This window comes from Clostridiales bacterium, from assembly GCA_025757645.1.
Taxonomy (GTDB): Bacteria; Bacillota; Clostridia; order Oscillospirales; family Oscillospiraceae; genus CAG-103.
Genome location: CP107216.1, coordinates 985,264 through 999,600 on the forward strand (window position 1 = coordinate 985,264; position 14,337 = coordinate 999,600).

Below are 14,337 nucleotides of genomic sequence, written 5' to 3' on the forward strand. Positions count from 1 at the left end.
GCGATTTGTTATCCGTTCACGCCGGGGATCAGGTCGAGGATGGTCTTGCTCTCCTTGACGGTGACGGTGCAGGCAGCGGAGTGCGTCGTGCCGTCGGCGCCGGTGATCTGCAGGATCACGCTGGTGGAGCCGGCAGCGGCGGCCGTGGCCGTGACGCTGTAGGTATCGTCCGTGCCGTTGCCGGTGCGCACCGGCTGGCCGAGCGAGACGACGCTGCCGTCAGCCGCATAGATCTTCACGGTGCTTTGCAGGCTGTCCAGATTCTGCCCGTGGATGTGGAACGTGATGGTGCCGGTCTTCGTGCCGCCGAGATCGAGCGTGGCCGAAGCGGTCTCGGCCGTGACGCTGTCGACGCGCGACGGCGCCTGCACCGTGATCTGGCACGTGGCGGTGCAGCTGCCGGCAGAGGCCGTGATCGTCACGGAGCCGGAGCTCGTCGCCACGACGATGCCCTTTTTCACGGTGGCGATGTTCGGATCGCTGCTGGCCCAGGAGACGAGATCGTCTGGGGCGTTTGCGGGCTGCATGGTCGCTGTGAGCGTGAGCGAGTCACCGATCTGCATTTCGGCCCGGTCCTTATCGAGCTTGAGGCTCTTGACCTCGATGGCGTCGTTCGTGACGGTGATCGTGCAGTCGGCCGAGCGCTTGCCGGCCTTGACGGTGATCTTGGCCTTGCCCTCGGTCACGCCGGTGACGACGCCGTCCTTCACAGTGGCGACGGCGGCGTTGCTGCTCGACCAGGTGAGCGTTTCGTCCGTCAGCTCCTGCCCGCTGGCGTCGAGCACGGTGGCCTTGAGCGTGAGGGTGTCCTGCGGAGCGATCTCGGCCGATTCGTGATCGAGCGTGATCGAGTCGACACCGGACTTTCCGCCCTGCAGCGCCATGACGATGATGAGCACGACGAGCGCCACGACGACGAGCGAGCCGAGCACGATGGCGATGGTTTTCTTTGCATTGTGCGGTTTTTCCGCGCCCCCGGACTCGACCGGCACGGCCTTGCGCTGTGCCTTTGGTTTCGAGCCGGGGAATGTGTCCGCGGCGACGGCCTTGGGGGCGGGCGCTTCCCGGCGGACGGCCTGTGCCTGCTGCGGCTGGGCCGCTGCGGCGCGGCGCGCCACGGCGAGCAGGGCCGCGCGGAACTCCTCCACGGAGGCGTAGCGCTGGGCCGGATCGTCGGCGCAGGCGCGCATGACGACATTCTTCAGCGCCTGACTGCCGTGGAGCGGTTCGGGCAGCGGGTCGCCGCGCAGGCGCTGCTCGCGCGCGATCGCAAGATCCGAGGCCTCCACCGCCGTCGGCGGCAGCGGCACGAACGGGATGCGCCGCTCGTTGAGCGCCCAGTAGAGCACCATGCCCACGGAATAGAGGTCGCTCTCGGGCGAGACCTCCGCGCCGCACAGCACCTCAGGCGCCATGAAATCGTTTGTGTTGTCCACGGCGGAAAACTGCGCCATGCCGAAGTCGCCGAGCTTATACGTGACCTGCTCGTTGAAGTTGCCGCCGCCGACAAAGACGTTGCGCGGCTTGATATCGCCGTGCACGATGCCGCGTCGATGGCACGTCTCCAGCGCGCTGCACAGACCGGCGCCGAGCCGGATGATGTCCGCCTCGCCGTGCGGATGGTTGCGCAGGTAGTCCGGCAGGGAGGGCAGCAGCTCCGTGCGCACATAGATGTCCCAGCCGCGGCCGTCCGGGTGCGCGCGGATGACGTGATCCTCGCACCGCAGCAGATTCGGCTCATCGCTGATGGCATCGACCGCCATGAGCTGCCGCGCGATCGCCTCCACCTGGCGGTGGAGCAGGGCGGTCACTTCCTCCGGCGTGCGGCCCTCGGCGACGAGGGCGTCAAAGTCCTCCGGCGCGGCGGGGATCGACAGCACCTTCAGCGCCGCGTGATCCACCATGCCGAAGCCGTCGTCGCGCGCGATCTCGTACACCGTCCCGTAGGAGTCAGTGCCGAGTGTACGTACAGGTTTCCAGTTTTGATAGTCCAGATTGCGGAATCGTTCTTCCATGTGCGATCTGCACCGCCTTCCATATCAGGGTGAAAATCTTGTTATCAAACCATTCTACATTATACTGAATCTGCCGGCAATCTGCAAGAGGTGCGCGCAGGGAAAATGACTGCATTTTCTCTTTGTGCGCGAAAACGGCGGAATTATGTACCTTTTTCTACCCAAACGCCGGATATCTATGCCAATTTCGGAAAGTGAATCTTGACTTTTGTTTAAGATTTGACTATGATAAAGCAAGGAAACTAGGGACACAGTTGGTTCCGCCACAAACTGAAAGGGGATTTTTCACGATGATTGACGCGATTGTTTATTCTTCGCTCTCCGGTTCCTGTGAGGAGTACGCGCACCGTATGTCGGCAGCGCTGCATGTTCCGTTCTTTACGGAGCAGTCGCACATCTGCCCGACCGGCCGCAAGGTGGTCTACATCGGCTGGCTGCTGGCCGGCAAGGTTGTTGGCCTGAACAAGGCCAAGGAGCGCTATAACGTGGTCGGCGTGGTTTCGGTCGGCATGGGTGCTCCGGCTGCCAACGCGGAGGAAGTCTGCCGCAAGAAGAACGGCCTCGGCACCGACATTGCGGTGTTCCCGCTGCAGGGCCGCTTTGACCTGAAGCGTCTGCCGCTGCCGTATCGCCTGATCATGAAGGTGAAGATCAAGGACATTGCCAAGCGCCTGAACGCGAAGGCTGCCAAGACCACGCTCACGCCTGCCGAGCAGGCCTGCCTGACCATGGCGACCGTCGGCCGCGGCGAGCCCGCTACCTGGGACGGCATTCAGGCCGCCATCGACTGGGTCGAGGCCAACAGCTTCCACTCCAAATTCCCGGAGCCGAAGGTCTGCTGAGCACCATATCATCCTAACCCTATGCGTTCCGCCGGACGGGAATGTCCGGCGGAACATGTTTGCGTGAAAAAGCCGCTGCCCGGCCGGGCAGCGGCTTTTTCTCATTTTTTCTTCTTTTTGTTTTTCTGCCCGGCGAGCGTCGCATCGGACGGGCCGGTCTCGGTCTTGCTCTCGCCGCCGCCGATGTGGTCGACGATCAGGATCATGGCGCCGAGCAGCGCCGGCACGAGATAGCCGATGAACATCGCGGCGCTGCTGGTCATGTCGCCGCGGACGATGCCCACGACCACGCTGATGACGCCGAGAATGATGAGAAAAATACCCATGAACTTCGTTCTGGACATGGTGAAAACTCCTTCTCCGGTTGGATTTCCGGTACGCTTACTGTGCGTAGTACCGGGTGAGGACGGTGGCGGCCTGCGCGCGGGTGGCATTGCCGCGCGGCTGCAGATAGACGGACTGCTCCAGGGTGATGCCGGCGATGAGCTTTTGCCCGACGGCCCAGCGCATGGCGTCCACGGCCCAGTCATTCACGCTGCCCGCGTCGGCAAAACCGCTCAGGTCTGCGGAGGCTTTGGCCTTGTCCGGGGCGGCCGTTTTCGTGTAGCGGAAGAGGATCGTGGCCATCTGCTCGCGCGTGACGTTGTTTATCGGGTCGAACGTGGTGTCGGACATGCCGGTGACGATGCCGTTCTGATAGGCCCAGAGGACGGCGGCGGAGTACCACTCGTCGGTCCTCACGTCCGTGAACGGCGTCTTGCCGCTGACGCTCGGGCTGCCGTTCATGCGGTAGAGCACGGTCACGAGCATACCGCGCGTCATGGTGATGTTCGGGCTGAACTCGGTGGGGGACGTGCCAAGCATCAGGTTGTGGCTGCTGGCATAGAGCGCTGCGTCGAAGTACCAGCTGCCGGCGACGACATCCGTAAACGGAGACTTGGGCATGGTGCTCATATCGAGCGAGAACGAGACGGTGAGCGACACGGCGCTGCTGCCGGTGGCGTAGGTGTAGCTCGGCTTTTCGACAGCGGCGCTGTAGCGCGCGATGCCGGTCTCTTTGTCGTAGCTGGCGCCCTTGACGGCGGTGATGCTGCCGATGTTGTCCTTGCCGACGATCTGGCTGAGGTCAAACAGGCCCACGCCGTTTTCCGTGCCGGTGAGCGCGTAGCTGCCGGGCAGGGTCTGCACATGACCGGTGTCGGTCTCGGAGTCCTTGATGGGCAGACCGGTCAGGTCGAGCGTGGCGAGCTGGTTGCCGCCGCAGTAGATCTCACTCAGGTGCGTGTTTTTCGACACGTCGAGCGCGGTGAGCTTGTTGTTTTCGCAGTTGAGCGCCACGAGCTCCGTGAAGTATTCGATGCCGGTCAGGTCGGCGATGCCGAGGTTGCTGCAGTTGAGCTCCGACACGTGGCGCAGCTCGAGCGCCGAGAGCCGGCTGTCGCCGTTGACGTCGGCGGTCTCGGCGAGCAGGGTGCGGAAGGCCGCATCCGGGAACGTGTCTTCATCGAGCGCGACGCCGGTCGTCAGTCCCCGCATCTCAAAATACACGGCCATGGACGGCAGGCCCTTGCGCCCGGTGTCGTACTGATAGGTGAAATAGTCCGGCGTCTTGGCATACACGGCGGCGCCGGTCTGCTTGTCGTAGTTTGCGTCCGGCACGCGCGCAACGCTGCCGATGTTGTCCTTGCCGACGATGGCGTCCAGGTACACGGTGCACTGCTGCCCGTCCGTGACGGCGCCGGTCTGCTCCGGCAGGTACTGCGGGCTGAGGATCGGGTTTGCGGTCTTACCGTCGCCCTGCGCGGTGGCATTGAGTGCGGTGCAGCCGCTCAGGTCGAGCGCGGCGAGCGCGTTGTCGCTGCAGTCGAGCGACTCGAGCGCGGTGCAGCCTGTCAGTTCAAGCGCAGCCAGATCGTTGAGACTGCACGTGAGCACCTTGAGCGCCTTGTGCCCGCTCAGATCGAGCGCGGTCAGGCGGTTGGCGCTGCACTCGAGCGTGGTCAGCTTTTCGGCGGCGGACACGTCGAGCGCGGTCAGGTCGTTATACGAGCACGCGACGGTTTTCAGCGCGGTGCAGCCCGTGAGATCGAGCGCCGTGAGCGCGCAGCTCGAGGCGTCGAGCGCCGTGAGCGCGGTGCAGCCGGCGAGCTTCAGGCTCTGCAGCTTGCCGCAGCCGGACACGTCGAGCTTTTCGAGCTTGGTCATGCCGCTCAGGTCGAGCGTCGTGATCTGGTTGTTGCACGCGAGCAGCTCGCGCAGGTTCGTGAAGTGCTCGATACCGGTCATGTCGGCGACCTTCGTGATCTGCATTTCAAACAGGTCAATGCACTGTACGGCCGCACACTCGGCCGCGGAGAGCTTGTTGTCCTTGTTCGTGTCGCAGTAATCGGTCACGTACGTGCGCAGCGCCGCATCCGGGAAGTGCTCGGCATCGACCGGGATCTCGCCCGCTGCCATGACCGGCACGCCCAGCGCCAGCAGCATCACGGCCGCCAGCAGCAGGCAAAACGCCTTTTTGAGATGTTTCATTGCGGTTCCTCCTGTAAAAATTCCAGAAAACGCGGTATTTGTCATTGCCTTCATTGTATCAGGTCTGCCGCTGCGGGTCAATCTCCAGTTGCGGCGCAGTGCTTTCCTGCGCGCCGCGCGTGCACGGCGTGCTCGGCCACGAGCAGCATGGCGGCCATGCCCAGATAGCCGTAGACCGGGTAGACGGTGCCGATCAGGTCGCCGAAGCCGAACAGACTTCCGGCGAAGGCGGCGGCCGTGAGCACGAGCAGCAGGGCCATACGGTGCCCGGCCAGCCGCGCGGACTTCTGCCCGGCGTAGGTCAGCACGGCCACGAGCGAGGACACGCTCGTGCCGAACATGCCGAGAAACAGCAGCACGGCGTACACAACGCCGGCTGTGCCCAGCCGGCAGGCGAGGTCGAGCATGGGCAGCTGTGCCCCGACGCTCTCCGGACTCACGGCCAGCGCGGCGAGCACGCCGAGCGCGACCGCCAGCAGCAGCACGCAGCCGAGCACCGTGCCCCAGACGGCGGTGCCGGGTTTCTTCAGGTGGCGCGTCAGCGGGGCGAGGATGCCCACGGTGGCGAAAAAGTTGTAGGCCGCGTAGTTCACGGCGCTCGTGGCCCAGTTGCCGAGCATGGGGTTCGTATCCCCGGCGGCAAAGGCCGCGGCGGTCAGCCCTGTGCGGTGCAGCCGGATGCCCGCGATGACGAGCGCGGCCACGATCATGCACGGCACGGCGACCGTGAACACCGACACCATGCCGCCGAGACCGAAATACGCCGCCGCCGCGATGAGCACGCACGCGATGGCTGCGCCCAGCCACACCGGCAGGCCGAGCATCTGCTCGCCGAGCGCGCCGATGCCGGCGGCCATGATGCACACGACGCCGAACAGCAGCGCCGCCGTCAGCACGCCGACGACCGTACGCAGCCATGGGATGTCCGCACGCACGATCAGCGCGTCCATCGTCTCGATGCCGGTGCGCGCACTCAGCCGCAGGAGCAGCACTCCGGTGCCGCCGAGCAGCGCGACCGCGAGCACGAGCCCCAAAAGCCCCCGCGCACCGAACGCGCCGAAATACTGCCACAGCTCCTGCCCGGACACGTACCCCGCGCCGAGAAAGCACCCGGCAAACGTCAGTGCCAGCCGCAGCGTGCCGATCTTCTGGGGCATGATGATCTCCTCCCGTCCAAACTGCCAAGATAGCAAGCAGTATACCATATTCTGCGCGGGAAGCCAAGATGACCGCGCGGCAAATTGACAAATTGTGACCAGCGGCCTATAATGGCACAGACCCGTTTGGAAATATGGAGGGAAAAACAATGAATCAACCCTGTCTGGTCATCATGGCCGCCGGCATGGGCAGCCGCTTCGGAGGGCCGAAGCAGACGACGCCCGTGGACGAGTACGGCCATTTTCTGCTGCACTATTCGCTCTTTGACGCTTACCGCGCGGGCTTCCGCAAGGTCGTGTTCGTTGTCAAGGAGGACACGGCCGAGGAGTTTCGTGAAAGCGTCGGCCCGGCCGTGGCCGCGGCGTTCGACGTGCGCTATGCCTATCAGAAGCTCGACACGCTGCCGGCGGGCTATGCCGTGCCGGCGGGCCGCACGAAGCCGTGGGGCACGGCCCATGCCGTGCTGTGCGCCGCGCCCGAGATCGATGGGCCGTTCGCTGTTATCAATTCCGATGATTATTACGGCATCGAGGCCTACCGCCTGCTGTATGATTTTCTCGCCGTGCCGCGCCCCGAGCGGTCGTATGCCATGGTGGGCTTCCACCTGCGCAACACCGTCACGGCAAACGGCAGCGTGTCGCGCGGCGTCTGCACGGAGCGCAATGGCATGCTCGAGAGCATCACGGAGCGCACGCACATCGAGCAGCGCGGCGCGGACGCCGCCTACACCGAGGACGGTGAGCACTTCATTGACCTGCCGGGCGATACGACGGTGTCCATGAACTTCTGGGGCTTTTCGCCGCTGTACCTGCGCGAGCTTGCGCGCCAATTTCCGGCGTTTCTGGACGAGAACCTGCCGCGCAACCCGCTCAAGTGCGAGTATTTCGTCCCGTCGATCGTGGACGCGCAGCTGCGCGCCGGCACGGCGGACGTCACCATGCTGCACACGGACGATGCCTGGCACGGCGTGACGTATCACGACGACCTGCCGGATGTGGTCGCGGCGCTGCGCGCGCTGCGCGACGCGGGCAAGTACCCGGACAACATCTGGTGAGCGCCGCCCAACGAGAACCGCTTCGCCGGGTTCTCACAGACACGCCCGCGGGGGACTTCCCCGCGGGCGCGTTTTTGTGGTATACTGTTTTTATTCTTGCATTTTCACGAGGTGCTTATGAAGCAACTGGTTTTGGGCATCCTGGCGCACGTGGACGCCGGGAAGACGACGCTGTCCGAGGCGCTGCTCTACCGCACGGGCGCGATCCGCGACCTCGGGCGCGTGGACCACAAAAACGCGCACCTGGACACGCACGCGCTCGAGCGTGCGCGCGGCATCACGATCTTTTCGCGGCAGGCGCGCCTGCCGCTGGGCGACACGGCGGTCACGCTGCTCGACACGCCGGGCCACGTGGACTTTTCCGCCGAGATGGAGCGCACGCTGCAGGTGCTCGACTATGCCGTGCTCGTCATCAGCGGCACGGACGGCGTGCAGGCGCACACGGAAACGCTCTGGCAGCTGCTGCGGCGCTACCGCGTGCCGGTGTTTGTGTTCGTGACGAAGATGGACCTGCCGGGCGCGGAACGTGCGGCGCTCATGGCCGACCTGCGCGCGCACCTGAGCGGCGCGTGTGTGGACTTCACCGACCCCGACCCGGAGCAGATCGTCCTGTGCGACGAGGCGGCGCTCGAGCAGTATCTTGACACCGGCGCGCTGCCGGACGAGACCGTGCGCGCGCTCATCCGCAGCCGTAAGCTCTTCCCGTGCCTGTTCGGCTCAGGGCTGAAGCTCACGGGCGTGGACGCCTTTCTCGCGGCGCTCACGCGCTACGCAGCGCCGCCGGAGTATCCGGCGGAATTCGGCGCGCGGGTGTTCAAGATCATGCGCGATGCGCAGGGCAATCGCCTCACGTGTCTGAAGGTCACGGGCGGGCAGCTGCGTGTGCGCGCGCCGCTGACGTATTTCCCCCGCGGGGCGGACGCGCCCGTGCAGGAGAAGGTGAACGCCATCCGGCTCTACTCCGGCGAGAAGTTTGACGCGGCGGAGACCGTCCCGGCCGGGGGCGTGTGCGCCGTGCAGGGCCTCACGCAGACGTATCCGGGGCAGGGGCTCGGCAGCGCGGCGGCGTCCATGCCGCCGTCGCTCGAGCCGGTGCTGACCTACCGCATCGGCCTGCCGCCGGACGTGGACGCGCGCGCGTTTCTGCCGCGCCTGCGCCAGCTCGAGGAGGAGGACCCGCAGCTGCACATCGTCTGGGACGAGACGCTGCGCGAGATCCATGTTCAGCTCATGGGCACGGTGCAGATCGAGGTGCTCAAAAGCCTCATCCGCGAGCGGTTCGACGTGGACGTGCAGGTCGATTCCGGCCGCATCCTCTATCAGGAGACGATCGCGGCGCCGGTCGAGGGCGTGGGCCATTTTGAGCCCCTGCGTCACTATGCCGAGGTGCACCTGCTGCTCGAGCCTGCCGAGCGCGGCACGGGCCTGACGTTTGACACCGCCTGCAGCGAGGACGTGCTCGACCGCAACTGGCAGCGCCTGATCCTCACGCACCTGGCCGAGAAGTGCCACCGCGGCGTGCTTACCGGCGCGCCGCTGACGGATGTGAAGATCACGCTGCTGGCCGGACGCGCGCACGTCAAGCACACCGAGGGCGGCGACTTCCGGCAGGCGACGTGGCGCGCCGTGCGGCAGGGGCTCATGCAGGCGGAAAGCGTCCTGCTCGAGCCGTACTACGCCTTTCGCATCGAGGTCCCGGCCGAGCAGATCGGCCGCGCGATCAGCGACGTGCGCCTCATGTCCGGCACGTTTTCCTCGCCCGAGACGCACGGCGACATGGCCGTGCTCACCGGCCGCGCGCCGGTGGCCACGATGCGCGATTATCCCGCCGAGGTCGCGGCCTACACCCGCGGGCGCGGGCGCATCTCGTGCAGCGTCGCGGGCTACGACACCTGCCACAACGCGCAGGAGGTCATCGCCGAGAGCGGTTACGACCCCACGCGCGACCTTGACAACACGCCGGACAGCGTGTTCTGCGCGCACGGTGCGGGTACGGTCATCCCGTGGGATCGCGTGCGCGATTATATGCACATCGACACCGGCTTCGGCAAGGCGGAGACGCAGACGCCCCCGCCCGCGCCGCGCATGTTCCGCCGCCGCTTCGATCTCGACGACCGGGAGCTGGAGGAGATCCTGCAGCGCGAGTTCGGCCCGATCCGCCGCGCGCAGTATGCCGCCCCCGTGCGCAACGCCGCGCCCGGCGCGGACGAGACCGAGCGCGTGGAGCTGTTCCATCCCCGGCGCGAGCGCGTGATCGTGGACGGCTACAACGTCATCTTCGCCTGGGACGAGCTGCGCGCCCTGGCCGACAGCGGCCACATCGACGCCGCGCGCGAGCGGCTCATGGACGCGCTGAGCAACTACGCTGCCTTCACGCGCCGCGAGGTCGTGGTCGTGTTCGACGGCTACCGCGTGCCCGGCGGACAGGGGGAGAAGTTCGACCGCAGCGGCCTGCACGTGGTCTTCACGCGCCAGGGTGAGACAGCGGACGCCTACATGGAAAAGCTCGCCGACGAGATCGGCAAAAACGAGTCCGTGCGCGTCGTCACGTCCGACGCGCTCATCCAGCTCACGGCACTGCGCGCGGGCGTGCTGCGCATGAGCGCGCGCGAGTTCCGGCAGGAGCTGGCGCAGGTGGCGCAGCAGCTCGAGGCCGCCATCCGCGACATCAACGGGAGGTGAGGGCAATGGAGGAAGATCTTCTGCGCCGCGCGGCCGATCTGGCCGAGCGCTGCGAGCGCACGGCGACGGTCACGTCCACGGCGTTTCTGACGCCGGCGGAGCAGTACGCGCTCACGAACTGGGCTCGTCACCGTGACTGCACGCTCGTGCTGCACGGCGGCGACGCGGGCTGTGAGCGGCGGGCGGCGTTTTTCCTGCCGTTTTACCTCGCGGCCGAGGACTTTGACCCAGCAGAGCACCTGTGCGCCGTGCACTTTTCGGCGCCGTTCGGTGCACCCGGCCACCGGGACTATCTCGGCGCGATCCTCGGTCTCGGCATCCGGCGCGAGTGGGTCGGCGACATTCTCGTGCAGGAGCACGGCGCGTATGTGTTCTGCCTGCCGAGCGTCGCGCCGGCGCTGCTGGAGCTGGAACAGGTGGGCCGCACGGGCGTGAAGGCGGCGGCTGTGGAGCTGGCCGCCGTGCCGGTGCCGGAGCGGAAGGTGCGTCCCGTGACGTTCACGGTGCAGTCGGCGCGGCTGGACGCCGTCGTGAGCGGGATGTTCCGTCTTTCGCGCACGAGCGCCGCGGCGCAGATCCGCGCGGGCGCGGTGCACCTGAATTACACCGAGTGCCTGCGGCCGGATGCGCCGGTCGCGCCCGGCGACGTGCTGTCGCTGCGCGGCGCGGGCAAGGGCAGCGTCACGGAAGTGGGCGGCATGTCGCGCAAGGGGCGGCAGTTCGTCACGGCAGAGCTCTGGCTGTGAACCTGCTTTTCAGAAAAACAAAATGTCCGCACCGGGAACGCCGGTTCGGACAATACAGAAAAAAATCTCCGGAGTCTGACTCCGGAGATTTTTTGTTGATGCTGTGGTTTACTCAGCGGTCTTGTCGTCCTCGGCGGGAGCGGCGACCGGCTCAGCGACCGGAGCTGCCACGGGAGCGGCAGCGGCGGCAGCCTGATCGGCAACGGCTTTCTGCGAACGCTTATAAGCGCCGGAGACGACACACGCGATGATCGCAAACAGGATCGCAACGATGGCCAGAATGACGATCGCGACGAACTGGGTGTGACCCGTGAACTCGTAGGTGACAGGGTCGGGAGCCTCGCCGTAGCGGCAGGCGAACGTGTAGCCGGTGTAGCCGGTGAGCATGCCGATGACGTTGCCGGCAGCGGCGATGACGGCGGAGATGATGCCGCAGACGGAGGCGGTCACGATCTTGCCCTTGCTGATGCGGATCACGGACAGGATGCCGAACAGGCCGGCGATGAGGCCGAGGACGGACGCGATGAGCATCGCGGCGACGACGCCGAGTCTGCTCATGACTTCCTTCGTGACGGCAGCGGTCTGGTAGACGGAGATGTAGTCACGGCCGGCCTGACCAACGGCGCGGCAGTTTTCGAGGTTGAGGTACTGGCAGCCGTTGACGACGCGGATCTCACCGTTGTCATCGAGCTCCCAGATGGAGAAGTTGTCGCCGTAGCGCTCTTTGAGGATGTCGGCAACGCTCGGGCACATTTTCTTGTCGCCGTTGCCTTCGTCGTTCATGTAAGCAGGCTGGCTCATCAGGAGCTCGCAGCCGGCGGCGACCTGCGCGCAGCCGTCTTCAAAGGTGTTGAGCTGCTTTTTGCCGTCGGCCAGCTTGTTGCCGCCTGCGGCAAGATCCACTTCGCCCTGAGCGAGCTGCTTTTCAGCGTCTTTGAGCTGCGCTTCGCCGGCGGCGATGGTCTTTTCGGCCTCGGCCAGCTGGGCCAGACCGTCTTCATACTGCTTGAGCTGCGCTTTGCCGTCCGCGACCATCTGCTGGACGTAAGCCGGCAGGTCGGTGACATCGTCCGGAATGACCAGACCCTTGCTGGCCGCGATCGGACGCACGACGGAGACGAACCACGCCTGGGCGCTCGAGAAGCCGGCGAGGTTGGAGATCGTACCGTTGCGGAACTTCACGTACTGGTCGACGTAGGGCATGAGCGGCTCGATCTTGGCGAGGGTCGCTTTGCCTTCGTTGTAGGCCGCGGTGTTGTCCTCGATCTGCTTCTTGCCGGCGGCATAGGCGGCTTTGCCTTCCTCGAGCTGCTTCTTGCCGGCGTAGTAGGCGGCGTAGCCCGCGGAGAGCGTCGATTTGCCCTCGGAGTAAGAGACCAGGCCGGCGGTGTAGGTGTCCACGCCGGCGAGGTACGTGCCCTCGTTCTCCTGCAGCTGGTCAAGGCCGGCATCGAGCGTGTCGATGGACTCCAGACCCTCTTTGGCGTCCTTTTCTTTGTACTCTTTGACATTCATGATGTCGCTGAAGCTGCTCACTCCGGCGAACAGGCCGAAGATACTCGCAGCGATCAGGCAGACGCTGATGATCGTGAGTAATACTTTTTTCATGTCGTTCCTCCACTCATTTAAGCATTTTTCAGTCTAATACCGAACGCTTGACCTAAACTATATCTTAAATTTCACAAAATCGCAAGAGAAACCGGCCAAATCTTTTTCCGGCGTAAAAAAATTGCCTTTTTCAACAAATGTGAAAGGAATTGTTGTGCAGATTTTCCGTTTTCTACTTCCCTGAATTGGAGGATTTTTGCTGCTGATTCAACATATTCGCGCGGGTGTGAAAACTTGTCTCCAAACGCAAAAAGCGTGAAAAAACTCCACAATCCGGGCAGGATCGTGGAGTAAAAAGGGCCTTTTTTACAAAACACCGAGGTGCTCGAGCAGGATCTTCGTGCCGAGCAGGATGAGGATCACGCCGCCGGCAAACTCGGCCTTGCTCTTGTAGCGCAGGCCGAACACGTTGCCGAGCCGGATGCCGGCTGCGGAAAAGACGAAGGTGATCGAGCCGATGAGCGCCACGGCGGGCACGATGCGCGTGCCGGGCAGAAACGCGAACGTGATGCCGACGGCGAGCGCGTCGATGCTCGTTGCGATCGCCAGCAGGAGCATGGTCTTGAACGCCAGCGAGCCGTCGAGCTTATCCTCGTCCTTTGACAGCGCCTCGCGGATCATGTTGCCGCCGATGATGCCCAGCAGCACGAACGCGATCCAGTGATCGACGGAGGTGACAAACTGCTCAAACTGCGTGCCGAGCAGATAGCCCAGCAGCGGCATGAGCGCCTGAAAACCGCCGAACCACGCCCCGGCGATGCAGCATTCCTTCCATGATACGCGCTGCAATGCCAGCCCCTTGCAGATGGACACGGCGAACGCATCCATCGACAGGCCGACGGCCAGCACGACCAGTTCCCAAAAACCCATATCTTCACGTCCCTTTTTCCGCAGATTCCCCATACTATAAAGGAAAGGGCAGGAAAATGCAAGGAAAACTTGCTTCCCGCGCATAGAAAAAACCGACGCCCAGATCTTCCGGGCGCCGGCTGGCAGCTTCGTTTCAGCAGGGCTCGATGAGGATGACGTTGCTCATCAGGTCCACTTTTTTGAGTTTGCCGGGGACGATCTTGCGGATCCCCATCAGGTCGGTCAGCGTGACGTTCTCGCCGTCGGCGGACACGTTGCACACGCGCGAGCAGACAAGGTTCTGTTTGCCGTCCTTGATCTCATATGCATCAGAAAGACACATGGTCGTTCGCTCCTTTTTACCCGTTATGCCTGTTTGGCAAGCTCGAGGGCTTTTTCGAGCTTGTCGTTGCCGTGGTCAAATGCATGCAGCGCCTCGGCCAGAGCCGCGGCCGCCTCGGCCTTGCCCTCATCTTCCAGCGCGTGGCAGATGTCGTGCAGCTCGTCGGCGTGGTGGCGGTTGTGGTCGAGCATATAGTTCAGCAGCGCCAGCACTTCCTCAGGGCTCATCGGCTTATCGCCGGTGTGCTCGTGGCTGTGCGGGTGGCAGTGATGTGCATGATCGTGATCGTGTTCATGTTCGTGCATGGGAAACACTCCTTTCTGAAGTGGGGCAGGGCCGCCGTGCGGAAAAATCACCCTGCTCTGAATGGATTATCAAAAGTTTATCATATCCTCTTGTAAGAATCAACAATTTTTTGCCCCCATATGTGATAAAAGACTTGTAAATTGTGCGCGAATATGTTAATCTGTTGACGTGATAACGGAAGCTATCCTTGCGTTTTTGGACGGAA

Annotated in this window: 12 protein-coding genes; 4 read left to right on the forward strand and 8 right to left on the reverse strand. The window is 64.2% G+C overall.

Annotated features, from left to right (window positions below):
- Positions 1-8: 8 nt before the first annotated feature.
- Entirely contained in the window at positions 9-2,015 is a 2,007-nt protein-coding gene (locus tag OGM61_04605) for an Ig-like domain-containing protein (GenBank protein UYI85358.1), read from the reverse strand.
- A gap of 290 nt (positions 2,016-2,305) precedes the next feature.
- Between OGM61_04605 and OGM61_04610 the strand changes: the two genes are divergently transcribed.
- Positions 2,306-2,857 (forward strand): hypothetical protein, encoded by a 552-nt coding sequence (locus tag OGM61_04610; GenBank protein UYI85359.1) that lies wholly within the window; start codon positions 2,306-2,308, stop codon positions 2,855-2,857.
- A 101-nt stretch (positions 2,858-2,958) separates the two neighbouring features.
- On the opposite strand, the gene OGM61_04615 is transcribed toward OGM61_04610, so the two are convergent.
- From OGM61_04615 to OGM61_04625, 3 genes are all read right to left on the reverse strand, one after another.
- A complete protein-coding gene (locus OGM61_04615) occupies positions 2,959-3,201 on the reverse strand; it encodes a hypothetical protein (GenBank protein UYI85360.1) in 243 nt (80 codons plus the stop codon).
- Between the two features lie 37 nt (positions 3,202-3,238).
- Entirely contained in the window at positions 3,239-5,386 is a 2,148-nt protein-coding gene (locus OGM61_04620) for an S-layer homology domain-containing protein (GenBank protein ID UYI85361.1), read from the reverse strand.
- A 77-nt stretch (positions 5,387-5,463) separates the two neighbouring features.
- Positions 5,464-6,543, reverse strand: a complete 1,080-nt coding sequence (locus OGM61_04625) for a hypothetical protein (protein ID UYI85362.1) — start codon at positions 6,541-6,543, stop codon at positions 5,464-5,466.
- A 149-nt stretch (positions 6,544-6,692) separates the two neighbouring features.
- Between OGM61_04625 and OGM61_04630 the strand changes: the two genes are divergently transcribed.
- The 3 genes from OGM61_04630 to OGM61_04640 all read left to right on the forward strand — a co-directional run bounded on the left by OGM61_04630 (position 6,693) and on the right by OGM61_04640 (position 11,026).
- On the forward strand, positions 6,693-7,598 hold the full coding sequence (locus OGM61_04630) for an NTP transferase domain-containing protein (protein UYI85363.1): 906 nt from the start codon (positions 6,693-6,695) through the stop codon (positions 7,596-7,598).
- Between the two features lie 117 nt (positions 7,599-7,715).
- A complete protein-coding gene (locus OGM61_04635) occupies positions 7,716-10,280 on the forward strand; it encodes a TetM/TetW/TetO/TetS family tetracycline resistance ribosomal protection protein (protein ID UYI85364.1) in 2,565 nt (854 codons plus the stop codon).
- 5 nt (positions 10,281-10,285) lie between these two features.
- The gene (locus OGM61_04640) at positions 10,286-11,026 is read left to right on the forward strand and encodes a YlmH/Sll1252 family protein (GenBank protein UYI85365.1); all 741 of its coding nucleotides are present in this window, start codon (positions 10,286-10,288) and stop codon (positions 11,024-11,026) included.
- Positions 11,027-11,134: 108 nt separating this feature from the next.
- On the opposite strand, the gene OGM61_04645 is transcribed toward OGM61_04640, so the two are convergent.
- From OGM61_04645 to OGM61_04660, 4 genes are all read right to left on the reverse strand, one after another.
- Positions 11,135-12,634 (reverse strand): hypothetical protein, encoded by a 1,500-nt coding sequence (locus OGM61_04645; GenBank protein UYI85366.1) that lies wholly within the window; start codon positions 12,632-12,634, stop codon positions 11,135-11,137.
- A gap of 306 nt (positions 12,635-12,940) precedes the next feature.
- The gene (locus tag OGM61_04650) at positions 12,941-13,504 is read right to left on the reverse strand and encodes a manganese efflux pump MntP family protein (GenBank protein UYI85367.1); all 564 of its coding nucleotides are present in this window, start codon (positions 13,502-13,504) and stop codon (positions 12,941-12,943) included.
- Positions 13,505-13,637: 133 nt separating this feature from the next.
- Positions 13,638-13,826, reverse strand: coding sequence for a CooT family nickel-binding protein (locus OGM61_04655; protein UYI85368.1), 189 nt, complete (start codon positions 13,824-13,826; stop codon positions 13,638-13,640).
- Between the two features lie 23 nt (positions 13,827-13,849).
- Positions 13,850-14,131, reverse strand: a complete 282-nt coding sequence (locus tag OGM61_04660) for a cobalt transporter (protein UYI85369.1) — start codon at positions 14,129-14,131, stop codon at positions 13,850-13,852.
- Between the last annotated feature and the right edge of the window lie 206 nt (positions 14,132-14,337).

Bases quoted from the DNA above. Each gene is read 5' to 3' on its own strand.
- OGM61_04605 (UYI85358.1), bottom strand. From the start codon at position 2,015: ATGGAAGAACGATTCCGCAATCTGGACTATCAAAACTGGAAACCTGTA.
- OGM61_04610 (UYI85359.1), top strand. From the start codon at position 2,306: ATGATTGACGCGATTGTTTATTCTTCGCTCTCCGGTTCCTGTGAGGAG.
- OGM61_04615 (UYI85360.1), bottom strand. From the start codon at position 3,201: ATGTCCAGAACGAAGTTCATGGGTATTTTTCTCATCATTCTCGGCGTC.
- OGM61_04620 (UYI85361.1), bottom strand. From the start codon at position 5,386: ATGAAACATCTCAAAAAGGCGTTTTGCCTGCTGCTGGCGGCCGTGATG.
- OGM61_04625 (UYI85362.1), bottom strand. From the start codon at position 6,543: ATGCCCCAGAAGATCGGCACGCTGCGGCTGGCACTGACGTTTGCCGGG.
- OGM61_04630 (UYI85363.1), top strand. From the start codon at position 6,693: ATGAATCAACCCTGTCTGGTCATCATGGCCGCCGGCATGGGCAGCCGC.
- OGM61_04635 (UYI85364.1), top strand. From the start codon at position 7,716: ATGAAGCAACTGGTTTTGGGCATCCTGGCGCACGTGGACGCCGGGAAG.
- OGM61_04640 (UYI85365.1), top strand. From the start codon at position 10,286: ATGGAGGAAGATCTTCTGCGCCGCGCGGCCGATCTGGCCGAGCGCTGC.
- OGM61_04645 (UYI85366.1), bottom strand. From the start codon at position 12,634: ATGAAAAAAGTATTACTCACGATCATCAGCGTCTGCCTGATCGCTGCG.
- OGM61_04650 (UYI85367.1), bottom strand. From the start codon at position 13,504: ATGGGTTTTTGGGAACTGGTCGTGCTGGCCGTCGGCCTGTCGATGGAT.
- OGM61_04655 (UYI85368.1), bottom strand. From the start codon at position 13,826: ATGTGTCTTTCTGATGCATATGAGATCAAGGACGGCAAACAGAACCTT.
- OGM61_04660 (UYI85369.1), bottom strand. From the start codon at position 14,131: ATGCACGAACATGAACACGATCACGATCATGCACATCACTGCCACCCG.